The sequence below is a fragment of the Chryseobacterium sp. 7 genome, assembly GCF_003663845.1.
Classification (GTDB): Bacteria; Bacteroidota; Bacteroidia; order Flavobacteriales; family Weeksellaceae; genus Chryseobacterium.
In genome coordinates, this window is sequence record NZ_RCCA01000001.1 from 4,035,867 (window position 1) to 4,062,043 (window position 26,177).

General features: G+C 32.5%; 26 protein-coding genes and 1 pseudogene. 15 read left to right on the forward strand and 12 right to left on the reverse strand.

The window, feature by feature from the left end; genetic code table 11:
* Window positions 1-44: 44 nt before the first annotated feature.
* A complete protein-coding gene (locus CLU97_RS18555; protein WP_121489244.1) occupies window positions 45-587 on the reverse strand; it encodes an antirestriction protein ArdA in 543 nt (180 codons plus the stop codon).
* A 401-nt stretch (window positions 588-988) separates the two neighbouring features.
* On the opposite strand from CLU97_RS18555, the gene CLU97_RS18565 reads away from it, so the two are divergent.
* Entirely contained in the window at window positions 989-2,830 is a 1,842-nt protein-coding gene (locus tag CLU97_RS18565; protein ID WP_121489246.1) for an ATP-binding protein, read from the forward strand.
* Between the two features lie 26 nt (window positions 2,831-2,856).
* Here CLU97_RS18565 and CLU97_RS18570 read toward each other — a convergent pair whose 3' ends face one another.
* Entirely contained in the window at window positions 2,857-3,111 is a 255-nt protein-coding gene (locus CLU97_RS18570) for a hypothetical protein (RefSeq protein WP_147436520.1), read from the reverse strand.
* 370 nt (window positions 3,112-3,481) lie between these two features.
* Here CLU97_RS18570 and CLU97_RS18575 point away from each other — a divergent pair, with 370 nt between their 5' ends.
* The 9 genes from CLU97_RS18575 (at window position 3,482) to CLU97_RS24245 (ending at window position 9,671) form a co-directional block, all read left to right on the forward strand.
* The gene (locus tag CLU97_RS18575; RefSeq protein ID WP_121489248.1) at window positions 3,482-3,691 is read left to right on the forward strand and encodes a hypothetical protein; all 210 of its coding nucleotides are present in this window, start codon (window positions 3,482-3,484) and stop codon (window positions 3,689-3,691) included.
* Window positions 3,692-3,696: 5 nt separating this feature from the next.
* Entirely contained in the window at window positions 3,697-4,155 is a 459-nt protein-coding gene (locus CLU97_RS18580) for a hypothetical protein (RefSeq protein ID WP_147436521.1), read from the forward strand.
* Between the two features lie 15 nt (window positions 4,156-4,170).
* On the forward strand, window positions 4,171-4,518 hold the full coding sequence (locus CLU97_RS18585) for a hypothetical protein (RefSeq protein ID WP_121489250.1): 348 nt from the start codon (window positions 4,171-4,173) through the stop codon (window positions 4,516-4,518).
* A gap of 324 nt (window positions 4,519-4,842) precedes the next feature.
* Window positions 4,843-7,080 (forward strand): type VI secretion system Vgr family protein, encoded by a 2,238-nt coding sequence (locus tag CLU97_RS18590; RefSeq protein ID WP_121489251.1) that lies wholly within the window; start codon window positions 4,843-4,845, stop codon window positions 7,078-7,080.
* Between the two features lie 10 nt (window positions 7,081-7,090).
* Window positions 7,091-7,798 (forward strand): type VI secretion system amidase effector protein Tae4, encoded by a 708-nt coding sequence (locus tag CLU97_RS18595; protein ID WP_115973718.1) that lies wholly within the window; start codon window positions 7,091-7,093, stop codon window positions 7,796-7,798.
* The gene (locus CLU97_RS18600) at window positions 7,783-8,205 is read left to right on the forward strand and encodes a hypothetical protein (protein ID WP_121489252.1); all 423 of its coding nucleotides are present in this window, start codon (window positions 7,783-7,785) and stop codon (window positions 8,203-8,205) included. Before CLU97_RS18595 ends, CLU97_RS18600 begins: the two co-directional genes overlap by 16 nt.
* Before the next feature lies 1 nt (window position 8,206).
* Window positions 8,207-8,536 carry a DUF4280 domain-containing protein gene (locus CLU97_RS18605; RefSeq protein ID WP_121489253.1) on the forward strand — a complete coding sequence of 110 codons (330 nt, stop codon included), beginning with the start codon at window positions 8,207-8,209 and terminating at the stop codon, window positions 8,534-8,536.
* A 13-nt stretch (window positions 8,537-8,549) separates the two neighbouring features.
* Window positions 8,550-9,245 carry a hypothetical protein gene (locus CLU97_RS18610; protein ID WP_121489254.1) on the forward strand — a complete coding sequence of 232 codons (696 nt, stop codon included), beginning with the start codon at window positions 8,550-8,552 and terminating at the stop codon, window positions 9,243-9,245.
* A 300-nt stretch (window positions 9,246-9,545) separates the two neighbouring features.
* The gene (locus CLU97_RS24245; protein ID WP_262690507.1) at window positions 9,546-9,671 is read left to right on the forward strand and encodes a hypothetical protein; all 126 of its coding nucleotides are present in this window, start codon (window positions 9,546-9,548) and stop codon (window positions 9,669-9,671) included.
* A 943-nt stretch (window positions 9,672-10,614) separates the two neighbouring features.
* Here the strand turns inward: CLU97_RS24245 and CLU97_RS18615 are convergent.
* The 9 genes from CLU97_RS18615 to CLU97_RS18650 all read right to left on the reverse strand — a co-directional run bounded on the left by CLU97_RS18615 (window position 10,615) and on the right by CLU97_RS18650 (window position 19,771).
* Window positions 10,615-12,144 carry a hypothetical protein gene (locus CLU97_RS18615; RefSeq protein WP_121489255.1) on the reverse strand — a complete coding sequence of 510 codons (1,530 nt, stop codon included), beginning with the start codon at window positions 12,142-12,144 and terminating at the stop codon, window positions 10,615-10,617.
* A gap of 71 nt (window positions 12,145-12,215) precedes the next feature.
* On the reverse strand, window positions 12,216-12,641 hold the full coding sequence (locus tag CLU97_RS18620; RefSeq protein ID WP_121489256.1) for a hypothetical protein: 426 nt from the start codon (window positions 12,639-12,641) through the stop codon (window positions 12,216-12,218).
* A gap of 165 nt (window positions 12,642-12,806) precedes the next feature.
* Window positions 12,807-13,085, reverse strand: coding sequence for a helix-turn-helix domain-containing protein (locus tag CLU97_RS18625; protein WP_121489257.1), 279 nt, complete (start codon window positions 13,083-13,085; stop codon window positions 12,807-12,809).
* A gap of 344 nt (window positions 13,086-13,429) precedes the next feature.
* Entirely contained in the window at window positions 13,430-14,731 is a 1,302-nt protein-coding gene (locus tag CLU97_RS18630) for a phage integrase SAM-like domain-containing protein (protein ID WP_121489258.1), read from the reverse strand.
* A gap of 228 nt (window positions 14,732-14,959) precedes the next feature.
* Window positions 14,960-15,811, reverse strand: a complete 852-nt coding sequence (locus tag CLU97_RS18635) for an IS3 family transposase (protein WP_262690511.1) — start codon at window positions 15,809-15,811, stop codon at window positions 14,960-14,962.
* A gap of 14 nt (window positions 15,812-15,825) precedes the next feature.
* Window positions 15,826-16,257, reverse strand: a complete 432-nt coding sequence (locus CLU97_RS24105) for a hypothetical protein (protein ID WP_228437552.1) — start codon at window positions 16,255-16,257, stop codon at window positions 15,826-15,828.
* Between the two features lie 75 nt (window positions 16,258-16,332).
* A complete protein-coding gene (locus tag CLU97_RS18640) occupies window positions 16,333-17,766 on the reverse strand; it encodes a hypothetical protein (RefSeq protein WP_121489259.1) in 1,434 nt (477 codons plus the stop codon).
* Window positions 17,767-18,332: 566 nt separating this feature from the next.
* Window positions 18,333-19,139 (reverse strand): hypothetical protein, encoded by an 807-nt coding sequence (locus CLU97_RS18645; protein ID WP_121489260.1) that lies wholly within the window; start codon window positions 19,137-19,139, stop codon window positions 18,333-18,335.
* A 41-nt stretch (window positions 19,140-19,180) separates the two neighbouring features.
* Window positions 19,181-19,771, reverse strand: a complete 591-nt coding sequence (locus CLU97_RS18650) for a hypothetical protein (RefSeq protein ID WP_121489261.1) — start codon at window positions 19,769-19,771, stop codon at window positions 19,181-19,183.
* A 625-nt stretch (window positions 19,772-20,396) separates the two neighbouring features.
* On the opposite strand from CLU97_RS18650, the gene CLU97_RS18655 reads away from it, so the two are divergent.
* The 5 genes and pseudogenes from CLU97_RS18655 to pyk all read left to right on the forward strand — a co-directional run bounded on the left by CLU97_RS18655 (window position 20,397) and on the right by pyk (window position 24,577).
* Entirely contained in the window at window positions 20,397-20,636 is a 240-nt protein-coding gene (locus tag CLU97_RS18655) for an acyl carrier protein (protein ID WP_002976354.1), read from the forward strand.
* Window positions 20,637-20,670: 34 nt separating this feature from the next.
* Window positions 20,671-21,915, forward strand: a complete 1,245-nt coding sequence (gene fabF / locus CLU97_RS18660) for a beta-ketoacyl-ACP synthase II (RefSeq protein WP_121489262.1) — start codon at window positions 20,671-20,673, stop codon at window positions 21,913-21,915.
* Window positions 21,916-21,924: 9 nt separating this feature from the next.
* On the forward strand, window positions 21,925-22,689 hold the full coding sequence (rnc, locus tag CLU97_RS18665; protein ID WP_121489263.1) for a ribonuclease III: 765 nt from the start codon (window positions 21,925-21,927) through the stop codon (window positions 22,687-22,689).
* Window positions 22,690-22,860: 171 nt separating this feature from the next.
* A pseudogene (locus CLU97_RS24110) lies at window positions 22,861-23,139 on the forward strand (IPExxxVDY family protein); the annotation flags it as partial.
* On the forward strand, window positions 23,132-24,577 hold the full coding sequence (gene pyk / locus CLU97_RS18675; RefSeq protein WP_121489264.1) for a pyruvate kinase: 1,446 nt from the start codon (window positions 23,132-23,134) through the stop codon (window positions 24,575-24,577). The pseudogene CLU97_RS24110 and the gene pyk, both read left to right, overlap by 8 nt.
* A 223-nt stretch (window positions 24,578-24,800) precedes the next feature.
* Here pyk and CLU97_RS18680 read toward each other — a convergent pair whose 3' ends face one another.
* Window positions 24,801-26,093, reverse strand: a complete 1,293-nt coding sequence (locus CLU97_RS18680) for an aldehyde dehydrogenase family protein (protein WP_121489265.1) — start codon at window positions 26,091-26,093, stop codon at window positions 24,801-24,803.
* Window positions 26,094-26,177: the final 84 nt, after the last annotated feature.

Sequence of the window (26,177 nt, forward strand, 5' to 3'; positions counted from 1 at the left end):
AAAGCACCTTGCATTTAAGCAAGGTGCAAAGATTGTTATTGTGATTAGTTTCGGAAGTAATATCCGTTAGAACTCATATAATCATACATCAAATGTCTGGCGGTTGCTTCCCAATCAATGTAAATGTAAGAGGGCAGATTTTCAGGGATTGAGCCGTCCTTTTCTACAGTAGTCTGGGCAAAATCTTCGTCCGAACTGTACTCGCCATAATATGAATCTGAAAGACTATTTAAAAGGTCTTCTACGTCCTCATGATAGTAACTCATGCACTCTGCATAGGCTTCTATAATCTCGAAATCATAATCTGAATTGTTGATTTCTTCGGCAATCTCATAAATGCTTGCTGAAAGATGACATTCGCTGATTAGCTTTTGTTTGATAAAGAACTGACTACATTCATAGTCCTGAAACATATATTCGGGGTCATCTTCGTCTTGGTGAAGTTCTTGCATAGCCTGTAAAAGCTCGTCATAATTTGAATAATCCGAAAGATTTAACCATTCACCATAGATTGACCCTTCGTTGTACTTTTTGTACGTTCCGACATAGATACTGAAAGTATCAAGACAATTTGTTAACTTTGCCATTGTAAGTAAGTTTTAATTAGCGTTAGAATTTTTTACACCTCCCCGTTCAATATTCCTAGTATTGACGGGGCTTTTTGTTGGTTTTTATTGCTCGAAAACTGTGCCAAATGTTATAAAAATAGGGTGATATTCAATGAAATAGCAAAAATATTTTGAATCCGTAGAAAATCTTTTCAAACATGTTCTAACTTTGGACTGTAGTCTAAAATTATTCAAAAAAATGTCTAGGTTTTTATACTCCCCCGAAAACATTTGACCAGTTTTCAAGTGGTGGGGGGTACTACCAAAAACGTGTCCTATGGTGGGGTACTTTTGTATAGATACCTCCTCTATTAACATATATATTCCAGATATGGTTAAAGCATACAAAAATTTTATATTTTTACACAATAGTTAAAGCAATGAAAGTAAAATTAGGTCAAGCAGTCAAAATGTTTTTTGGAAATTCATCTTTAGAGATGATTTACTTTGAGGCAATAAGCAATGCCTTAGATGCTGATGCGACTGAAATTGAAATTGAAATTTCAATAGAAGCAATCAACAGACCTGAAACTTTAGAAATAAAAATTTGTGATAATGGACTAGGCTTTGATGATTTCAGATACAAAAAATTCTCAAACCTTTTTGATGTTGAAGAAAGTTCACATAAGGGACTAGGAAGACTTGTCTATCTTTGCTACTTTGATGAAATTCAAGTAAATAGCATCTATACACCAAATAAAGAAAGAGTTTTCACATTTTCCCAGCAATTTGAAGAAGAGAAATTCTCGATTAATAGTATTGACAAGGATTCAACAGGAACGACTTTATTAATGAAATCCTATACTCTCCAGAAAATTGCAAAATCTGAGTACTTACAACCTAAAGAGATTAAGAATAAAATACTTGAAGAGTTCTATTCTCGCCTTTTCCAATATAAACAACAAAATAAATTAGTCACTGTAAATATTAAATCAAAAATTGGTACTAGAGAATTTAAAGAAACATTATCTAATTCTGAAATTCCTAATTTATTATTCACTGAATTAGATAGTACACTAAATCTTTATGATAGCTTACATTTATATTACTCTATTGAACCTGTAGATGTTAATGATACTTCCTTAATTTCTGCTATTTCAGTGGATAATAGAACTTTTAAAGTGGAATTAATTGCCGATGAAAATATACCAACCGGCTATAAAATGATATTCCTGTTAATCTCTGATTATTTTACAGGAAAAGTTGATGCAGCAAGACAAAATTTGACATTAACAAAAACTGAATTAAGAGAAGTCCAGAAAATCTTCAGAAAAAAAGTCACATCACTAATTGAAGAGAAAATTCCAAAAATAAAAAATAACAATACTAAGATAAAAGAAGGATTAATTAATAGATACCCTCATCTTAATGGTTATTTTGATACAGACCATATTGGCTATCTTAAGAGGAATGATATTTTAAAAAATGCACAAGAAGAATTCTTTAAAGCCCAAAAGGAATTATTAGATGCTAATCATTTAACTAATGAACAGTTTGAAAAATCATTGGAAATATCTGCGAGGGCACTAACTGAATATATTCTATTTCGCCAACTTACTATAAAAACACTAAAAGAGTCAACATCTGAAAATTCGGAAGCAGAATTACATTCACTAATTGCAACAAAAGGAAAAGAAGGAAAATTTGAAAAATCTAACCTCATAAATGATATTTATAAAAATAACTCTTGGTTGCTTGATGATAAATTCATGACCTATGAGGTAACATTAAGTGATAGAGAAATGACTGAATTAGTTGAACACTTAGTTGAAGGAGAAGATATTGAAAAAGATATTGATAGACCTGATTTTGCATTTATTTTCTCTAATAATCCTAATGAAGAAAAACCTTTTGATGTTGTCATAGTAGAATTAAAGAAAAGAGGAGTCAATTTATATGAAAACTTAAAAACCGTAAATCAGCTCGAAACAAGAGCAAGGAATTTAATGAAATATTACAATAATAAGGTACAGAGAATATGGTATTATGGTATTATTGAATTTAATGACGAAGTTGAACTTGCTCTATCAAGTGATTTTACAGAATTATATTCCACAGGTAAGCTTTATTATAATGAAAAAGATGTTGCTATTTCGATAAAGCCCAAAAGAACTGTACCTGTAGGAATGTTTATCTGGGATATAGATGCTATTGTAGAAGATGCTAATGCCAGAAATAGTACATTTTTAAATTTTATCAAAAGTAAATTTTCAAGTCAATAAAAGCATTCAAATTTGAATGCTTTTTTTCATAAAGCTTGTAGCAAAATGTTACGAACTTTTTCATTTCTATCTTCTTTTGAATACCAGATTTTTATTACTCTATAATTACCTAAACTTAGCTTTAAGAAAGCAAATGCTTTTACAGCATCTTCATCTAAATCAGTATAATAATCATTATAATCTAGTATATCACCAATATCTAAATCTATATCATCAGATACTAAATGATTAAAATCAGAATCAACGGATTTACTTGTACATAACCACAATCTTGTTTTCATAGTTTTTATGATTGAATTTATTTTTTGAGATGAATTTATGAAAAGTAGCAATTAGTTATTAAATAATTTTCTCATTTTTGCAAAGTATAACTATTTAAACGGTTTAATTATTGATATAGAAAATTTATCTAAAATGCCATCGTGGTATTTTAGAAGACATCAACGATAAAAGTGAAAACTTTTTTTGCTAACGCTCAAGTAAACGGCTAATTTATTGAAAAGCACAGAAAGCAAAAACAAGTGAGCATCTTGCTATATGGCAGGTTGCTCCCTGTTTTTTGTGCTTAGGTTTTAGCCGACCTTCTTGACGAGAGCAGTGGAGTTTACCTGCTTTTTTTGTTGCCCAAAACCAAATAAAATTTATAAAAATATGAGCAACACAAATGACGGCGGATGCCTACCTGTATTAGCATTTATTCTTTATGCAGTCGTAATTATCGGTTCAGGAGTCCTTTCATGGAATTGGACTAAGCCAGAATCTTTTCTCGGAGCAATCGGATTTATGATTGTATGGGGAATTTTATCCTACATTGGTCACTTCATTCTGCTTGGAATCATAGCAGTAGTATCTGAAAAATAAGTACTATGAAAAAGGTCTACTTATTAATGATTTTTTGCACAATAGTTTGCTGTAAAAAAAGAGATACTTGGGATGATGTCTATACAAATACTGACTCCATTAATTTTGGCAACTCCTATCAAGACGTTATAAGCGATTATAATGATTCTACAAACAACATTCAGAATATTCCAGTAATCGAACCAATAAAGCCAAAATATGCTATTATCTGGGCTATTATAGCTCCTAATAGTGACTCTGTACTCACCAAAGAGAACATGTCTCGCTATCAAAGTATTGGAAGTGATGTTATTGAAATGACAGACATAAGCGAAGATGCTAAGTACAAAAAAATGGATGAGTTTGAGAATACACTTTACAAAGATGGAGCTATTCCTCCAGGAATGAATATCAGAAAAAGGAACATACTTGTTTTTGACAGCTATGTAGAAGCTTCTAAACAAAGGGAAGAATTTATTAAATAAAATATATCAATTATCATGAAACAACTAATTTTTACACTCGCTTTGGCATTGCCAACACTTTATTTTGCACAAGAAACACAGAAAGACAAAAAATGTGATCTTCCAGCAAATTACCAAGAGCCTACACCAGACAAGAAAATTCAATCTTTTTTGAAGAAGGTAGATGCAACTATAAATGATCTTAGAAAGCATATTGCTATTGATAATGATTGTGAAGAAAAAGACATTGTTTTCTTACGTATTTCTGAACAAAAAGGAAATGGGATTTACGACGTATGCGTGAAAGGTAAGTCTATGAAGTACAAACGCATGGGTTCAGTCTTTATGAAAAACTCAGAAAACCCTTTTGATACAGCAAAATGATTCTGCTAACGTCTAATAATTATTTCTGCGGAAATTATTTTTTTCCATTGAAAAAAGCTAACAATTGGGACTATGTTTTCATGGTCTCAATTGCTATTTTATATGTAGTTGGTGTATACTTCTCACTATACATATTGAAAATTATTACTGATAGAGTGAAACAATATTTCAGTAAAAGCAAAAATCTAAAGCGTTATCAATCTAATTGATTATCAGCCTATCGTAGTTCTACTACAATTTTTAAAATTTTATCCAAAATTCTACCTTTGGCATTATTTTTTATCTAACTTTAGTGATTTAATATCAGAAAACACACAAATCATCATGAAAAAAAATACATCAAATTCTGAGAAGATTTCTGAGAACCATATAGCAGGTATTAACCGTGTAGTAAAGCTCGATATTGTGATTGATGGAAAACCTCTCAGCCACTTTAAACACTTTCGCCTACAACAAAGCGCTAAAACACATCATTACTTTGAACTTACCTTAGCTCACGATTCATTAGGTAAAGCACAAAACCATAACTTAGAACAGGCAAAACAGTTTTTTGGGAAAAGATTGACCGTAACTTTCGGGTATAAAGATCCAGAAAACGAAAGTCCAGAACGGACATTTGTAGGAGTTATTATGAAGGTGGCATTTAGTCAGGAAAAGATGAGTCTGGGAAATATTGTTCTGAAAGGAAACAGCCCAACAATACTGATGGATTCAGCCCCGCATACTCAAAGTTTTGGAGGTAGCCAGCCAGCCAACACATCAATTATTGCCGATAGAATAATTAAAGAGTCATTGGGAACTAATGACTTTGATTTTAGAATAGATACCCAAAATAAGGGGTATATTAATTATAGCTCACAATACTGCGAAACCCATTATAATTACCTTACCAGAATTGCAGAAGCTTATGGAGAACAATTTTATTATGATGGTGAAGTGCTTCACTTCGGAAAGTTACCACCTCATGAAAAATCCATAAAGCTTATTGATGGCAGTAATGTCAGTGATGTGCAGATAGAGTTAAATGCCATTCATATCAAGCCTGAATATTTTGGCTACAATAGTAGTAATCATGCAAAGATGATCGGAGTTGATAATAAGATCAAACATCTTGGTGAACTATCATCGGAAACATACGAACTTAACAACAATATATTTAAAACCCGCTCACTGACTCCTGCTCCCGTTAATCCTAATATGTTTCTTGATATAGACGATTCTCAGAAAAGTGCAAGAGGTAGTAAGGCAGTGGATGTTTTTACTGTTTCAGGAAAAACAACTGTACCATTCTTATATACGGGCTGTGTCGCTGACTTAGCCATGAGAAAACCAGATAGTAATCAAACTGTACACTTCACTACATTGATGATGACTGAAGTAAATCATGAGGTTGATGCAAGAGGATATTACAGAGGAAGTTTCCAAGCAATAGCTGAAGGTACAGGCTTCATGCCTAAGCCTGATTTTATAATGCCAAAAGCTGAGCCACAAGTTGCAACTGTCATATCCAATGTTGACCCTTTGAATCAAGGAAGAATACAAGTGCAGTTTGATTGGCAACTGAATGACACAACCCATTTTATCAGAATGATGAGCCCTGATGCAGGTGGAACAGATATAATAAGCCAAAACAGAGGATTTGTTGCAGTTCCTGAAATCGGAGATCAGGTAATGGTAGGTTTTGAATATCACAACCCAGATTTTCCTTTTGCTATGGGGGGTATGTTTCATGGTGGCGTAGGTCTAGGAGGTGGAATGGACAACCGTGTAAAATCTTTACAGACTCGAAGTGGTCATAGATTAGTGTTCACAGAAGATGAGAGCATTTTACTAACAGATAAAAGTGGTAATGAGCTTAGATTTGACACAGAAGGAAGTAACATCAACATTACTGCACCTGAAACAATCACTATAAAATCTAAAAACCTGAAGTTTGATATTGAAGAGAACATCGAGACCAAGGCAGGAAAAAATATGGACACCAATGTTGGACAGAATATCAAAATTATTGCTAGACAGGAGATCAGCCAAGATAGTGGTAAGAAAACCATTATCAATGCTGGGACTAATACTGAAATATCAGCAAAAGCCCACCTAGACCTTTATGGTAAAGAGAAATTCATTGGGTATACAGATGGACAAACAGAATTCGGAGCCAAAGATAGAATGCATGTATATGGAGCAAACTCATTATTGACTGCTAAAGATAAGATTGAGTATAAAGCTCCACAAATGAATAAAGTTCCTCAAAATGGAGAATTTGATTACACCAAAGAAAAGCAAATAGCATCAATGTATTGGGCTTATGAGGAAGAAAACACCTCTTTAATGAATGATTCTAAGTTTTTTGTTGATATGAATCTCATTGTTCAGACAAGAAACTATGAGGAGGGAGAAAATATTGATGTTACTATAAAGTCAGATGATGGTGAACCACTAGCGGATGGGCTTAATGAGTTAACTTTATCAGGAACTGTTGATAAAGATGGAATGGTAATTTTTAAAGAGCCATTGAAAGCTTACACTCTTGAGCTTATGACGGAAGAAACAGAAAACACATAAATACACTATTATGAAAATTAATAATTTTATACCAACATTACTTGAACAACGAAGGGGTATCGTTGCAACAAGTGGAAATCAACAAACAAGACCAGTTCAGGTTTTAAGACCAAGTTGGAGAGATATGATTAAAAACTATCCTAATAGCTCCGTGGACGTAATTACATTGTATAATGAGATTGGGAATGGCTTGATTGGATATTATAATAAATCAGCAACTGATTGGGAGAATACTTGTGCTTTTAGAATGAGTAAAGGATTAAACTACAGTGGTTTCAAATTACCTTACGATAATTCTAAATATAAAGCAAAAGGAGCAAAAGGAGGAGTTCATAAAGGTGATGATAAGTTAAATTACTGGTACAGAGTTAAGGAATTGGGTAAATATTTGGAAGACCACTTAGGCAAACCTGAATTTGACGAGACATTAAAAAAAGCAGGATTAGGACAAGTAAAAGAGGGTTTGTCTAAAGAAAATTGGGATAAACTTCGTAAAATGAAAGGGATTATTATGTTTAAAGTATCTGGTTGGGGGAATGCCTCTGGGCATTTTACACTTTGGGATGGAAGTAATTTAATATATCCTGGAGATCCTCAGCATAACAATCCTAATAGTGAATATTATTACTTTAAAATGAAATATGAGCGATATGACTCTTCTAAAAGGACGAATATTGTTATACAAACAGACGAAATAAAGTTATGGGAATTAAAATAAAGAATTTTAAATACGCATTTGTGTTTTTAACTCTGTCTACTATTGAAGTTTTAGGACAGGATAAACTAACAGAAGTGAAAAAATATGCATTTGATAAATGCCTGAGTTATAATTATCAAAAAATAGATTCAAATTTTTATAATACATATAAAGATGCTTCAGGGGTTCAATTTTCCATAAATGGAAATTTTTTGGAGAATGATGAACTGAAAAACAAAATAATAGATTATACTATTAATGAAACGGGTCAATATTATTTAATAAAAAACAATCTACATTTTGAAACAGGAGATAAGAATATAATATTTTACAATTGTTTTGACTTCTATGAATCTAAGAAATTAGATAGTTATATAAGAAAGCTTATTGGACTGATACCAAAAAAGAAAACCTCAAAAAAAGGATAATATGCCCCAACATATTATAGATACAACCCAGTTAAAATGTGATAAAGGAACTTCACCAGCTCCTCTCACTGTAACAAGTCAATCATTTATGAGCATTGATGGAAAACTACAGGCTACGGAAGACGATAAACAACCTAATATTAATATTAAATCTTTTGGAATATGCAGTGTTTTAAGATCTTTCTGTACACCTTCTCCTGTTAAATGGGATAATACCTCTGATTTTGAAATTGAGGGTAAAAAAGAACTGTTAGATACCTCTACTTGCCAATGTTCTGTTGGCGGGAAAATATCTATTGTACAGTCTGCTCAAAATTTTGTGAAAGAATAAAATACTAATAATCATGGGTTACTATTTAATAAACAGAGATGATCCTGATAAACCATTCTCACAGTATGTAGAAAAAATTGAAGATTTAATCTATCATATCAAAGGTGATATAAATGATGCTATAATTGTATCTGGGAAAAAGAAATCTCAACCTTTTTTTCTGAGAGACTCCGAAGAATATAAAAATCTATGTAGCGAAAAACTACGGAATGGTATTTTAGCCCAAGAGATATTCAAAAAAGAAGCTATAAAAAGAAGCTTTATGATAGAAGATATACCTCAGGATCAAACAAGTTTTATAAACTATAATATCATAGATTCCTTTACAGTAAAAAGAGCTGACTTTGTTATTAAAAATTGTAAAGACATTGAAGTTGACGTTAAATGTCTTTCTACTTATACAACGAATAGTATACAGTATTTTTATATCAGATACCATGAAATAAAAAAGCTTGAACGCATGAATAGTCTGATTGATAAAAAAACTGTTTTAGCTATTTTCAAACAGCATTCAATTCAAGCTGACGAAGATTCTTTAAAAATGATAGAATTATCCACCATTCATAAGGAAAACAACAGATCAGTCATCTACGATAAGAATACTAAATGCTTTAAAATTCCTTTAGACTTAACAACACCTGGCTTTAAGTTATTAGAAGAACACAGGATCAATAGTGACCTATATTTTGGTAAAAATAAACTAAAATAGCTTAGTAAGACATACTCAACACCTTCTTAAAAGTCATAGATAAGGATTATCGAAAACTCATACAATAAAATTTTCAATCACACAACAATAACGCAAAAAAAACTAACATTAATAGGTAATTACTAACATATTGTTGTTTACTACCTTTTTTTTATTCTATCTTTGTGAGAGAAGGTTATGTGAGATGATAAAACGGTTTAATTTATCACACAGGCGGAAACGCTAAGCATGTAAACAAAACAACTCAGGGGGCAACCTGAGCTGTTTGGTCATTCTGTTTAACTTCAAAAATCCTGACTAATGGAAATTTTTGAAAAAGACGGTAAAACTTATAAAAAAGTATTTACCAGATCTATCAGAAAGAATGGTAAAGTGATCTACCATCCAAAAGGAGGCGTATTTGTTTTCATTATTGAAATAAAATAGCCAACTTTTTATCTAAGCTCCTTGTACAAACAAGGAGTTTTTTTATACAATATGTACATTTCTAAAAACCTGCTTGCAAATATGCGTGCTTTTATTTGCGTAAATGTACGAACATTTGTTCAAATTTGAACAAATTTTATGTGTAAAAAGTTTGCTATTCGCAAACTAATTATTTATACAACACGTACACAGAATACTGTTAATCATACATATATGATTAAGGATATGTACATATAAAGATATTTATATATTAATATATTTACTTACGGAAAGCCATAATCTTATTTACTTATTTTAAAGAAAGTACAAATTACTCTATAATCTTATATAGTTCTATTCAATCCTTGAAATTTTCTACGATTGTTTTAAATATCCAATTACATTAGTAAAATTGAAGTAGTACACAAAGAGCATAGTTGAAAAAATAGTATGAAGAAACATTTGGTAATAGTTCTGTAACTGACATAAATAATGCAATAACAGAGTTAAAAAAGATAAAAGCCGACGAAGATAACAATATTCAAAATAATGAAAATCAATAACTTGAATACTTAAATAAGCAAAACCTCAACCACTTAATTCATGTTGTATAATTGTAAATAATTTAAAATCAATTAAAATGAAATTACAAGTTAATTACAATGGAGCGATTTATGAAGCTCAAATAACAAAAGAAAAGTATTCTTACATTTTCAGATTGCAAAGGTGTGATGGGATTATTGATTATTATGAGCCTTATGGTTTTAGTAAATTTTCATGCTCATTGCAATGTAGGTTAAGGCATTACAAAGATTTTAAAGAGCGAATTTTCAACACTAACTTTACTCCAAGAATTTTTAAAGCAATTGTATAGAACAACTATGAAAATAAGACAAGAAACAGGCTCAAAATAAGCCTGTTTTTTATTTGAGATGAATATCCTTGAATATCCTAAAAAGTTACCTTAAAACCCGTTATAAGTGTACCATTCGGGATATAATTCTAATCGTTTTTTATAATCAATCTGAAAATCATGCTTTTTCCATTTTTCCTCTTCTATTTTAGCTATTAAGCCAGTGTATTCATATATGTATTGAGGTATTAAAGCCTTTAAAATCTCTGCGTAATTCTCTGTGGTAGAGATTGAGTCATGAATGGTAAATAATGGCATTTCTGGATACTCTTTTGCAATCTTTCTGGTCACGTAATCAATAATACACTCCGATTCAATATTCTGAAGGATTCTTGAAAAGTCAGCGTTATTTTTCATTTTAAATATATCCATGACCGCTACCAAATTTGGAAAAGCTTTTTTGAAAGTGTGATAATGCTTATCTTTTGTTTTTATCCCACAAAACAAAAGTGTGAAAAACACCCCTTTCATTGTATTTCGTGAACTATCATGTATTTCTCTAACTTTATACTTTAACCTTTCATTATATTTGTAGGTATAAAAGCTCCCTAAATGTTGATCGGGCGTAATTATCCCTGTCATATTCTCATAAATTCTACCATCAAGAACCCAGTTTTTAAAAACTGCATATTCTTCTCTGAAATCCTCTGTACAAAGGCGTTCCCAGAGTTTCTGCAACATAAAGGATTTAATTTCTTTTTTATTATATATTCTATCTAATATATTATTAATTATATCATTATTACTTATAATAGAATCTATTAAAAATATCAAGAAAAACGGTTGTGAATTTTTTAAATCATAACCTATGAGTTTCTGACCATTATAAGTAACAAAAGGTTTAAATATTTTCTTCAAGCTCGTTAAAACGGTATGTAAACGAAAATCACTTTCCTTGTTTCGGGTTGCATGAAAAACTTTATTGTGTAAAGCCGATATTTGATGCTTCCAATGAACTTTTCTATGAGTGAAATCAAAATACCCATTTTCATAAAATACCAAGTCCTGAATATAGTTTTTAGCACCTTCAAAATCTATTACCAATTTATCGTCAAACCATTTTAAAAGATGCTCATTTTCCTTATATACGGGTGATTGCTGAATGGATTTTGAAACGATGACAGTGTCGGATGCTAATGCTTCCATTTCTACTATTTCAGGGCTTGAATCGTCTTTTAGGGATGATAAAATAAAGTCTGAAAAGCAATATTTATTTGAAGAGTGTCCAGGCTCGTAATTTTCAGCCTTGAAAATAACTTCTTGTTCAATAAGCCAATCAATATATTCATTATAGTCTGACTTTATACCTTTTAAAATCGTTGCATTAAGTGCTACGGGAATATTCTCTAACGTTTTATTTTCGTAGGTATTTTGGCGTCTTATTATGGTTGTAATGATATAGTAGAAAAACTCAACTTTTAGTTTGTATTTGAAGGTCGGGCGATAAACTTTAACGAGCGTATCTATATAATTTTTGATTACGGAAGGGATTAACACCAGATTTGCAATTGTAATTCTATGTTTTTCGTTTTTGGTTAGTTTTCTTGCTGTTTTAGTTTTAGATAATATTTTTTGTGCCATGATATTACATTTTTTTAAAACAATGGAAGTTTTACACAAGTAAAAATAAACTTCCATTGCTGGTTAATATTTTATTGATGATCTTTCCATTGTTCAGAGTCATTACTTAGGCATGACTCACTGATTTCAAGCTTATCAAATTGTTCTCTAGTCCACTCATTGAATAAGAAATCACGGAGCTTCTTTTCAACTTTCTTAAATGTAACATTAGAATAAGGATTAATATTTATTGTAACATTAATTCTGTTTTCCCATTCTCCTTCATTATAAACATCGGCTACAATTTTAGAATCCTTATAAACCCATATTTGTTCTTCGCTGTCAGTTTCAAAATATAAGCCTTTAGCTTCGCTCCTTAGTCTTTTTTCTAATTCAAGCTGATAAGTGATTTCAGCAAGTATTAGCTCTCGCTTGAATTCCGCTTTACTAATTATTTTCATGTTTTCCTTGTTAATTTTTTTGTTTTTAATTTGGATGCTTTTGCTAAAATTCTTCATGATATATGTATTTTGTTTGTTAAAGTTTGGACATGACAATTCCTTCCGTAATATTTATTACAGATATGGTTGCATATTGAATTTTGTTATTTTTAAATTATACTAAGTTGAAATTTTATAAGTTTCCCGAGATTTTATTTATAAAACTTTATCTGATAAATATTATCATTTTTTTACACCTTGCTTACATGCTAAAACTTCTTCTTTGGCATAATAAACCCTGTGTCCGAATTTTCTAGGAACTAAAATCTTTTTCTTATTCCAGTTAAAAAGTGTGGAGTAGGTAACATCTAGCAGTTCCATCACTTCTTTTCTGGTGTAAAGTTCCTTTTCTTTTTCAGGTTGCCCACCGACTTTAAGGGCTTCCAATACTTTAATAACTACTTTTTCAATTTCTGTAATTAGTTCGTCTTTAGGTACATGTACCAGTTGCAATGTGCTCATATTTTTATTTTTTAATTAATATTATTTTATGTATAATAAATTTCTGGGTATAAAAAAAAGACCCCTTTCTTTAAAAGGTCTTTGATCTATCTTCAAATTTATATGTCTATTCTTTTTTCTGTTATTTAGTTTATTTTTAATTACAGGACATAATCCTCCTGTTAGACAGCAAAATTTCTTTTACTGCCTTTAAAGCAAAAAACCTATCAATGCTGATGTAACATTAATAGGTTTCTAAAATCTTGACTTGATAGCCAAAATTATTATCGAAAGCTTTTATATAAAATATTTTAACCTTCGTTAGTTAGTATATAACAAAAATCATGCCAAAATGGCATAAATAATTAATACCCCAAATTTTTAAAAAATTTTGCTGTAGATTTTGCCCTTTCAACATCTGTTTTATTAATATACCCTAGCAACTGCTTTTCCGTGGTGTGACCCGTAAAGTTCAATAAAAGTGCTGTAGGAATTATTTCATAAAAATTAGAAGCAAAACTCTTTCGTCCAATGTGAGATGTAACCAACTTATGTTTAGGAAATTTTGCAAAGACTTTTCTTGTAATATTCTTTTTACCTTCTCTTTTTATTACTTCAGTCCTTCCATTATATACAATCTCATTAATCCCAGCAATCTCACAAACTTGCTTTATATAGAGGTTAAGATTTACCTCTGATATTTTACGAGGAAACTCTCCCCCTCTCTTATTTAGAATCTCCAAAACCTTTTTCAATAAAGGAATTTTCATTTTAGCATTAGTTTTTCTCTGTGTAAATTCAATATACTTCTGACCTTCTGTATCTTCTACAATCATTGACGAGGCGAACCTCAAATAATCGCTAACACGTTGTGCCGTATAACAAGCTATCAAAAGCCAATCTCTTGCATTATCCAGATAGTCATGTGGCATTTTTGCACACTCAATCTTTTCAAGCTCTTCAAACGTCAAATAAATGGATTTAGGAATATGTTTTGTAGCCTTCTCTACTTCAAACCTCCAATTCATGACATGTTTATGAACAGCAATATCAAATGATTCTGCTACTTTGCAGACAGTCTTTAAAAATTTCAAATCCCTATAAGTAGTAGAAATACTGTATAATTCTTTTTTACAATAACTTTCAAAATCAGTTCTGAAATGATTATCTAAGTCTTTAAACTTTAAATTTGCAAACGTCTTTTTCTTCGCCTGTTTATACTCAATATACCTACTGAGCAAATTTTTCACAACATTAGTCTTCTTAATTGTGGAAAGAGAGGCGTTTTCATTTTTCTTTAAATCTATATACACCTCAAAGAAAGAAAGCACTTCATCAGAATATTTAGTTTCTTCATCAATTTTCATCTTTTGTGGCTCAATAACCGATTCCAACCATTCTTTAATATCAACCTCTGGATTATCTACCTTATACTTTGAAATAATATCTGCCTCCAATTTTGATAAACGTACATTAATTGTATCAACATCATTTTCAGTAACTTTTTTAGAAGCCATCTTACACTTTCCATCTTTCCAATCTTTAGGCTTACATGACAAATAAGGTATGGGAGCTTTTAAATCAATATCCTTATCTCTAAATCGTAGCCAAATTGTACATTCTTTGTCTAAAACTTTACTTCTCAAATAGTAACTAACTGATGCCATAATATATTGTTTATTTTAAAACTGTATCCGAAATTGTATCCGAAATTTTTAAATATCATTTAATCAAATTAAATCAAATTTTGATTAAATCACCTATAATAAAGGTTTTACAAAGAATACAAAAGTAAAGCCAAAACAAATTACATTCAAAAAAGTAGTCCCTCCAACTCCACTAAATGACTAGTCGTAAATAATCGTTACAGATTAATAAGATAAAAATACTAATATTTATGATATAGTTGTAGGGCTATCCTTACAACTATATTTGTTTTTATAGGTTCTTATTTTTACACTATTCTGTTTGTGCATTTGTTCAGGTGTTTTCATATAACACGACCAATGTGGTCTTTTAGTATTATAAATTGTGATGGCATCTTCTACTAATAGCTTCATTGTTTGTATATTAACATGATAGTCTTCCAATAGAAACTCTTGTTTAAGTATCCCATTTACCCTTTCTGCAATTGCATTTGCATAAGGATCGTAACTCTCGGTCATTGAAGGACTAATGTTTTTCTTTTTCAGTATTTTCTGATAATCCATACTACAATACTGAAAACCCCTGTCAGAATGATGAATTAAGCTTTCCTTATACATTCTCTGCTTTATAGCCATATTCAATGCACTAAGAGCCCCCTGAGCTGCCAGACTATTAGAAACATCATATCCCATTATCTTTTTAGAATAAGCATCAGTGACCAAAGACAGATAACAATTACGGTCTCTACCCCCAATATAAGTGATATCCGAAACCCATACCTGTTCAGGGTGTTCCAGCAGCATGTCTTCTATCAGATTTTTATGTTTTCTGAATCGATGATGGGAATCAGTGGTTATCCGGTAGTTTCTTTTAGGCTTTATAAGCATATCATTAGCTTTCAATATACGGAAAAGCTTATCTCTGCCTACATGTAAGGACTGTAACGAGGGTTCCAGCATATGATAGAGCTTTCTTGTGCCCAGACGAGGCATCATCACCCGTAAGCTATTGACAAGCTGAATCACCTGATCAGCTTTGGCTCTTTTGCTTTCTGTAATCCAGAAGCTTCGATAATAGCGCTGTCGGCTAATCCCGACCAATCCGCAAAGATAGCTTATCGCTTTTTTGTTTTCTTTGCTGATATATTGGATTGATCGGGAGAGAAGTTTTTTCTTACCTGAATCAGGTATTCTTCTTCGGCTAAATCAATCAGCTTATCCAGAATAGAAGCTTTATCTTCAGATTTTACTAAGCGGTTCTCTAAGAATCGATTCTGGTGCTCCAAACGTTTTAGCTTCTCTTCAAGTTCTCTGATTTTTTGTTCCGGGGTTTGCATAGCTTTACTTTGTGAACGGTTATCCAGATCAAAGTTACCATATTTTCTACGCCATTCGGTAATAGTACCATGTCCCTGGATACCATATTTGCGCATTGCTGCCCGATTTCCAATCGAACCACTTTCTACTTCACCCACTACGGCTAGTTTAAAGGATAAACTGTAATCTTTTTGACTACGCTTTACATACTGATTATTAAATTGTTCCATAACATTACTTTTTTAGTTGTAACGATATGTTAGGACGAGTCATTATGATAAAATATAAATATTAAAACTGAATTTTTAAAATTTCATCATCCAGTTATTGAGATCTTCATGTGAGGGAATATCCAATTGTTTCCTCAACCTGTTTTTCTTGGTTTCAATTCCCCGAATAGTCAGGTGATTATAATGAGCAATTTCTTTAGTAGAAAAATTAAGCCGGAGCAATGCACAAAATTTAAGCTGTCCTGAAGTGAGAAAAGGATACGTTTCTGAGAGTTTTTTATAAAATTCCGGATAAATCTCTTTAAATCTTAAAAGAAAAGCAGGATTATCTGATTTTGCTAATTGAACCATCTCTTCGAAAGCATCATTCATTTTATTTTCTAAATCAGAAATTACCACTTCCTTTTGTTTCTTCTCATTTCTTTCTTTTCGGTATCTTTTAAAATATCTTACTGCATAATATATCATGATCAATAAGACGCTTAAAGTAAAGCCTAAAATAAGATAAAATCTACCAGATTGCTTTTTGCTTTTTTCATTATCCCGTATTGACTCTTTATTTACAGCTATTTTTTCAACATTACGTAAACTGTCATCAAGTTTTTTATATTTATTTCTGTAAAACAAGGAATTTTTATAATCTTTTTGTTTTTCATAAACAAGAGCAAGGTTATCATAAACATCCTTCAATTGATAAGGTCTTGCACTGCGTTTTGTAATAGATAAAGCTTGTTTTAAATAATAAAAAGCACTATCCTGATCATTACTCTTATAATAAAAAGAACCTATATAACTGGAAATAATACCTAAATTCATTGTATCTCTTCTCAAAACAGAAAGCCTTAATGCCTTTCGGCTGTAATAAAATGCAGAATCAAGTTGATTTATTTCAGAAAAATACAGACCTATATTAGAATACATTGGAATTAAGGATATTTCTTTTTTATCTTTATTTTGCATTTTGTTGTACCATTTCAAACTCTCCTTAAGATAAACCAATGTACTATCATCACAAGACAGTCCCATTTCACTTCTGAGAATCACTAAATCACTAAACAATGACCCTTTTCCCGCATACATTTTATCCCCCTTTAGATTTGATGCTTTTTCAAGTGCTCCCTTAAACAAGCTTTCCGATTTATTATAGACTCCTAACTTCATATATGCCATTGCTCTCATACGAATGGCAACCATTTCGTAAAACGGATCGCCAACCTTATGAGCATAATCTTCAACCCTTACAGAATATTCTATCAGTTTTTCATATTCTCCCAGATCAAAATAAACAATTGTAGCATGATACATTGCAGAAATTTCTTCTTTCTCATATCCATTTTTAGCAGCAATGTCAACATATTTAAGAAGCAGTTTTAAAGCTTCCTTTTTATTTGCCATACTAAAAGTCGCTATTTTATCAAGACTATCTATTTCTTTTGAGGTATACTTTTGTCCTAAAAAATCTACAAAAATAAAAACTGTCAAAAGCATAAAAAGTATTTTTTTTAGCATAGTATTAACTCATTTTTTTTTATGATTTAGGTAAATTTAAAAAAAGTAAGTGAATAAAAAGGATAACCTATAAATATAACTACATTTGCCAATATATCTGCTGATTCTGAAATAACCGTTAGTTCCTTATCATTTATTCATTTTTTTAGTTAACCAGAAGATTATCCAGAAACAACAATATTGAATCATTGTTAGAGCTTTTCAGAGATTTATTTATTATGCTACCATTTTGCTAGCTTTACTATTAATTAAAATCAAAAGCCTTTTAGCCAAGTTCATTTTTTTGCAGTATGAATTTATGAAGAGATTTCTATCTGCATCTCAAACATTAACAGAAATCCTATATTCAAACTGAATCCACATTTGATATGGAGTTTATGCAAAATAAATATAATGAATGTTACTTATATAAAGAAGTAATAAAATATTGATAAAATAAAAATTCCTACAATGATCATCTTTTATTAGTTATTCTGAATCATATTCTTGTTTAGAATTTAAAATAGTGGCTGCAATAACAGCCACTACCCAAATACACATATGTAAAAAATGAAAAAAATTCAGAATTAGTGTACAACTTTTATGAAATCACCTGTTCTGTACAAAGCTCCCACTGGTAGGCCATATGCAACTGCTGCATTATTATCTGCCAAATCAGGACACCCTACGATAATTGCTGGTGTAAGATCAGCTGCTTGCTTTACAACATGTAACTGAGCAGCAGGAACATTCGTTCCGGCACCGATTCTTCCTTGAAAATAATTCTTTGTATCAGCACCTTGAGAATATAGATTATAAGCATTACTGGCAACATCACCTGTAAAACGATAACGACTTATAAAAAGACCGTATGAATTACTAATAGTTCTGCTTCCACTTCCAGACTCCGCTGCATCAACAAATACACCATATAGTTTGTTCACTGTATAAGTTCCTGTTGAGCCAAACCCTGTATAAGATCTTAATGCAGCAAAAGCATTAGAAATATTTAGGCTACCTCCTGCCATTGTAGTATTAAGTGATGCATTAACTCCATAAGCAGACGTAAGGTTTGATGAGCCACTTCCCTGCAGGCTTACTTCCATTTGTCCTCCGATTACCATGGGTGATGTAAATGCATGCCCACTTACCGTGTATGGTCTTGCAGATCCTTCGTATGCGCGTAGATTATTTACGCTAATATCTCCATTATTATAAACACTGGAAGCAGTATCTCCACCAGCATAAGATAAGTTACCAAAAACATTTCCGGATGTAAGAGTACCTGTTGAATATAGAAAAGCAGTATTGCTTGCACCTGTAATTGTTGTTGATGGATTGCTCTTTGAACCAATTAAATAATAAGCAAAAGACCCACTACTTCCACCTGACATAGTCATTGATTTGTCATTTACAGTACTTAATACACCGAGATTTACACTGGTACCGGATGTAGCAGTATCTTCAAGAAGGCCAAATATTGCACTTTTTGCCCCGGCCCATTACTATATTCTATACTTCCAAGGCCTGAAGAGTTTCCTGTAGTTCCATCTGTAATCCTATTCGTAATAGCAAATTTAACAGCAGAATTACCAATATCTTCTCCTATGGCCGCACTTCCAGCTCTCCAAATATTATCGGTGGTTGTTTTTGCAATAGTATTGGTAGTTCCTTTTTTATTCCAGACACCATTAGATGTAGTATTTAAAATCTGCCATATCGTACCATCAAAATAGTAATAACCAACAGAAGTGACATTGGCTGTCTTTGTTGTTGTATCAACAGGAAGTAATGCTTGGGTAACATAAATAATAGTTCCGATTTGTGGAACATCATACTTGCTATCTTTTGCTTTCAGTTCAGCTCCTGTTAATCTTGGAGCGATAAAACCATCAGTTTTTGTAGGATCTAAAGGTGAGGATACAACATCTAATGTTGCTTTAGGGATTGCAGTATTGATTCCGACCTGTCCATACGCAATAGATGAAACAGCAATAGTTGCTGCTAATAATAATTTCTTCGTCATAGTGTTTTAAATTAAAAGTTATTAACTAATTTTTTTGTTGAATAATTTTTCGCAAAGTAAATTTCAAATCCGGACAACATGCAAAAAAAGCACTACTTCAAATCTACGCCATATTTATAAACAACTGAAATTCAAATACATTAAACATCACACACTACACAACAACATTATTCAAAATGACAAAATTTTCTTTTTATTTTTAAAATTCAACTTTAAAAATCTAGAATATAAGTTTATTTTAGAAGCATATATTTTCATTAAAATGAATTGATCAAATTAAAAAACAAATTTAAAATACAGAGTAAGAAACAATAGGCCATTTTGAACAGTATATAGATTTTATGACAAACAATACAGTTTTTGTAATTGCAGAAATAATTTCAATTCGATAAAATGATAATAAACAAGGAAAATAAAAGCCTTGGAAATAGATGGCAATGTTTCAATCAATGACTTTTCAATTTCTTGCCAACAGACATTCTAGCATAACCTCCTGAAAACTAAAAGACTAAAATTAAGGGATCTAAAATAAAAGCTTCTGGTCGACAAAAAAGACTAAAAAAATGTTTTATCGTAAAGAATTTTATATATTTGCACCATCTAACAATTAAAAAAATAATTTACTATGTCAGACATTGCATCAAGAGTAAAAGCTATCATCGCTGATAAGCTTGACGTTGAAGAAACAGAAGTAACTCCTGAAGCTAGCTTCACTAACGATTTAGGAGCTGATTCACTAGATACAGTTGAGTTAATCATGGAATTTGAAAAAGAATTTAACATTCAGATCCCGGATGACCAAGCTGAAAAAATTACTACTGTAGGACACGCTATCGCTTACATCGAAGAAGTAGTAAATAAATAATATTCTTCAACAAAAAAGAAATTAAACAAAGTTTATGGAATTAAAAAGAGTAGTTGTAACCGGGTTTGGAGCAATAACACCAATAGGAAATAATGCAAAAGAATACTGGGAAAATCTTATTAAAGGTGAGAGCGGTGCCGCTCCGATTACTCTTTTTGATGCCACAAACTTTAAAACGAAGTTCGCTTGCGAAGTGAAAAATTTCGATCCTTTACAGCATTTCGATAAGAAAGAAGCTAAAAAAATGGACCGAAATACTCAATTGGGGCTTGTTGCTGCTAGAGAAGCAGTAGCACATTCTGGAATTATTGAAGACAATGTAGATAAAAACAGAGTTGGAGTAATCTGGGGTTCCGGAATCGGAGGATTAGAGACTTTTGAAACTGAAGTGTTAGGATGGGCCAATACGGAAATTCCGAGATTCAACCCGTTCTTTATTCCGAAAATGATTGCGGATATCACTCCAGGACATATCTCTATTGAGTATGGTTTCCACGGGCCTAATTACACTACCGTATCTGCATGTGCATCTTCAGCAAATGCTATAATTGATTCCAAAATGCTGATCCAGTTGGGAAAAGCAGACGTTATTGTGTGCGGAGGCTCTGAAGCAGCCGTTACAGCAAGTGGTGTCGGTGGATTTAATGCAATGATGGCACTTTCTACAAGAAATGATGACCCTAAAACAGCCTCAAGACCTTTTGACAAAGACAGAGATGGATTTGTATTAGGTGAAGGTGCGGGAACTATTATTCTTGAAGAATATGAGCACGCTGTAAAACGTGGCGCCACAATTTATGCAGAATTATTAGGAGGAGGTTTAAGTGCTGATGCACATCACATGACCGCTCCACACCCTGAAGGCCTTGGTGCTTATCTGGTAATGAAGAGTTGTCTGGAAGACGCTGGTTTAACTGCTGATGAAGTAGATCATATCAATATGCATGGTACTTCTACTCCATTAGGAGACATCGCAGAATCCAATGCCATCTCAAGATTATTAGGCGAGCACGCTTATGACATTCAGATTAATTCTACAAAATCAATGACTGGTCACCTTTTAGGAGCTGCTGGTGTCATTGAAGCTATTGCTGCATTAGGAACTATTATTCATGGTACTGTTCCTCCTACCATCAACCATTTTACTGATGATGAAAATATTGACAGCAGACTAAACTTTACGTTTAATACAGCTGTGAAGAAAGATGTAAAAGTAGCCATGAGCAATACTTTTGGATTTGGCGGGCATAACGCTTGCGTTCTATTTAAGAAAATCTAAATTCAATGAATGGAGTTACAGAAATACTTTTCTAAATTCCTTCTCAAAAAAAGAAAAAGACAACTAACGGAAAGAGAGTATTTCCTCAGTACCGAGCTTAAAAAAGTTTTGGGTACAGAGGTACAGAATATCGCTCTTTACCGCGAAGCTTTTTCTTTAAAAAACTCTTCTAAAAATCAAGACAGCAACTACGAAAGACTTGAATTTTTGGGAGATTCTGTTTTGGGTACAATTATTTCTTGTCATTTGTTCCAGACCTACCCTCAGGCCAATGAGGGATATCTGACACAAATGAAATCTAAGATTGTTAATAGGAAAAATCTCAATAAATTAGGAGAAGACCTCAAGCTTACAAGCCTTTTGCAAAAGCAAAACAGTTCTTCAGCTTTGGGTGAGAATATCTCCGGAAATTTATTCGAAGCCTTAATTGGTGCCGTTTATTTGGACTTCCATTATGATGCTTGCAAAAGGATTATTTTGGAAAAATTGCTGACCCCTTCCGAAATTAATAAGCTTGAAAATAAAATTGTAAGCTATAAAGGTCTCCTTCTCGAATGGAGCCAAAAGAAGAAAGTCAATATAAAATACGAAACCTGCGAGGAAATACAAGCCAATAAATCTGTAGTATTCAGGTGCCATGTATGGCTGGGAGATGAAAAAATTGCCAATGCAACAGAAACTTCCAAGAAGAAAGCAGAGGAAAAAGCAGCACAGAGGGCGTTTTATATTTTAAACAAAAAAGAAAATATACTTGGAAATCCAAAAACTTTATGATCTTGATGATATAGAATTTGAAGATATTGCCATAGGATTGGTAAGATTAGCCAAAGATATACCCGCTCATGAGTTTTTCTACAAAATAAATCAAACCAACAACCTAAGTTTTTCAAGAAAAAAAGATCTTGTCTTCCATGGGGGTATTATGATTATTTTTTCCCAAGATATGAGGCCTACCACAAGTTTACAAAGACTTGTTTTACCTTTATTTCCAATAAATCTTCTGAAAGTAAGCAAAAAAAAATTCAGACAGAACTCTTTACAGAAGAAGAAAACATTAAATTTTTATTAAATAATCAGGTAGATGTGGAATATATTCTGCATAGTTCGGAACAGTTTCCTGATTTTTCCGTAATTTTGCTCCCTGAAAATCTTGTGTTTCCAATTCAAGATTATACACTGAGTTCTGAAGAGGAACTTTATCAAATTATCCAGTATTATGAATAAGTATTTAAAGAAGACAAAAATTATCGCAACACTAGGGCCTGCTTCATCGTCGAAGGAGGTAATGTTAGATTTAATGAAAGCGGGTGTTGATATTTTCAGAATAAATTTTTCCCACGCAGATTACGACTTGGTTCGAAAAAATATTGAAATAATTAGAGAGCTCAACAGCGAGTATGGTTATTCAGTAGGAATCCTGGGTGATCTTCAAGGGCCTAAGCTGAGAGTGGGAGTTGTAAAGGAGGGGTCTTACCTGAACCCAGGTGATATTCTTACTTTCACCAATGAAAAGATGGAGGGAGATTCCACTAAGGTGTACATGACTTACCAACAGTTTCCACAAGACGTAAAAGTAGGAGAAAGAATCCTTATTGACGATGGGAAGCTCATGTTGGAGGTTATCGAAACTAATGAAAAAGATACTGTAAAAGCGAAAACCATTCAAGGAGGTCCGTTAAGTTCTAAAAAAGGAGTTAACCTGCCTAATACGAACGTTTCTCTTCCTGCATTGACGGAAAAAGATGTTCAGGATGCTAATTTCATGCTTGATATGGAAGTTGACTGGATTGCTCTTTCTTTCGTACGTCACGCACAGGACATCATTGACCTGAAAGAATTAATTGCAAACCATCCGAACGGTAAATTCAAGACTCCGATTATTGCGAAGATTGAAAAGCCTGAGGGCGTTAAAAATATCGAAGAAATTCTTCTTGAATGTGATGGATTAATGGTAGCCCGTGGAGACCTTGGAGTAGAAGTTCCAATGGAAGAAGTTCCTGCTATCCAGAAAAACCTGGTAGAGAAAGCAAGATTCTATTCCAAGCCGGTAATCATTGCTACTCAGATGATGGAAACGATGATCAACAGCTTAACACCAACAAGAGCGGAAGTAAATGACGTTGCTAACTCTGTATTGGACGGAGCTGATGCCGTAATGCTTTCCGGAGAAACTTCTGTAGGTAGATATCCGGTACAGGTTGTGGAAAACATGGCTAAAATTGTAAAGAATATTGAAACAACTCATTTTTACCAACACAAAAATGAGCCTATCGAGAAAGATTACAATTGTATTGACGAGAGATTCATTACGAACAGGGTGTGTCTTGCCGCAGTAAGGATTGCTAAAACAACCAACGTTTCTGCTATTGTAACTCTTACTCATTCTGGTTATACAGCTTTCCAGCTTGCAGCACACAGACCAAACTCTCACATCATTGTATACAGTGGTAACAGAAGAGTAATCGCTATGCTAAACCTTCTTTGGGGTGTTCACGCATATTATTATGATATGAAGAAATCTACTGATGAAACGATCATCCAGGTAAACATGTTAACGCATAACTACGGTTATATCGAATCAGGAGATTTTGTAATCAATATCAATGCTACTCCATCTTATGAAGGTGGAAAAACGAATACACTAAGATTGACTACAGTATAGCAATAAGCAATAAGCAATAAGCAATAAGCAATAAGCAATAAGCAAAATTACTTTTTGTCAAATCATAAAAAAACTCCCGGAAATGAATTTTCCGGGAGTTTTTATTTATAGCGTAAAGTTTACTGTTAACTTATAAACGTAATTTGTCATTCTGAACGAAACGGAGTGAAGTGAAGAATCCCTGAGATTCCTCGGTTCCTCGGAATGACATCCATACACCTATTTAATTACCAACAATGGTTTTAGCCGTCACAAATTCTTTTAAAGCTAATAAAGACAACTCTGTTCCATATCCAGAAGCCTTTGAGCCTCCGAATGGAAAACGTGGATCCGAGCTCGTCATACGGTTGATATTAACTGTCCCCGACTCAAGATTTTCGATGAAGAATAACTGGCGTTCTTTATTTTTAGTCCATACAGAATTAGAAAGTCCAAAAGGAATATCATTAGCCATCTGTAGAGCTTCTTCGTCATTTTTAGCAATCATAATCATACCAAGAGGACCGAAAAGCTCTTCTTTTAAAATCGGATTTCCTTCCTGAACCCTGATTAAACCTGGTTTAAATTCATTTTCAGAAACTCTTTCCAAAGGAATAATGATTTCCGCGCCACTTTCCAATGCTCTATTGAATTGTGCTTCCAGTTCATCAGCAAGATCCGGTCTTGCCATCCCTGCCAGTTTGGTTTCTTTATCTAAAGGATCTCCTATCTCATATTTTTTATATTCTTCAATAAATATAGGTAAAAACTGATCTTCAATTTTTTCATCAATGATAAATCTTTTTGCCGCTGTACAGGTTTGTCCGCAGTTTTGAAGTCTGGATTTCGCTCCGGCTTTTGCTGCCTCCTCAAGGTTTGCATCTTCGAAAATGATAAAAGCATCGCTTCCACCTAATTCAAGCAAAGATTTTTTGATATTTAAACCAGCAATTGAAGCTACTTCACCTCCAGCTTTTCCACTTCCTGTAAGGCTTACTCCTTTCACAGCATCATGCTCAAGGATTTCTTTTACAGCCTTATGCCCTACTTCAAGATTCTGAAAAACACCTTCCGGGAAACCTGCTTCCAAAAGAACCTGTTCAATGGCATTTCCACTTCCGAAACAAATTGAAGCATGTTTTAAAACGATTGTATTTCCAGCTAAAATTGCAGGAGTTGCAAATCTCAGCACCTGCCAAAAAGGAAAGTTCCAGGGCATTACACCTAAGATTACTCCTTTCGGAGCATAATGAACTTCAGAATAAGCAAATTCCGATTCTACTTTTTCGGGTTTTAAAATATTTTCAGCAGCGGCATAATAATTCATCATTAAAGCACACTTTTCCACTTCAGCAATAGATTCCGAAATGGGTTTATTCATCTCTGTTGTAATTATTTTTCCAAATTTCTCTGAATTATTCTTTAAAATTTCCGCTGCCTTTGCAATTAACTTCTGCCTTTCCTCAAACGGCACTTTTCTCCACACTGAAAACGCTTTATCTGCTTTAATAAGCTTGCTTTCAATTAATTGTTCCATAATATAAATTTCTGTTTTAAATTCAGCTAATGAATTTATGAGCGCTTTTATTTTAAAAGCACGGTGAAATCAGCAAATTCCATT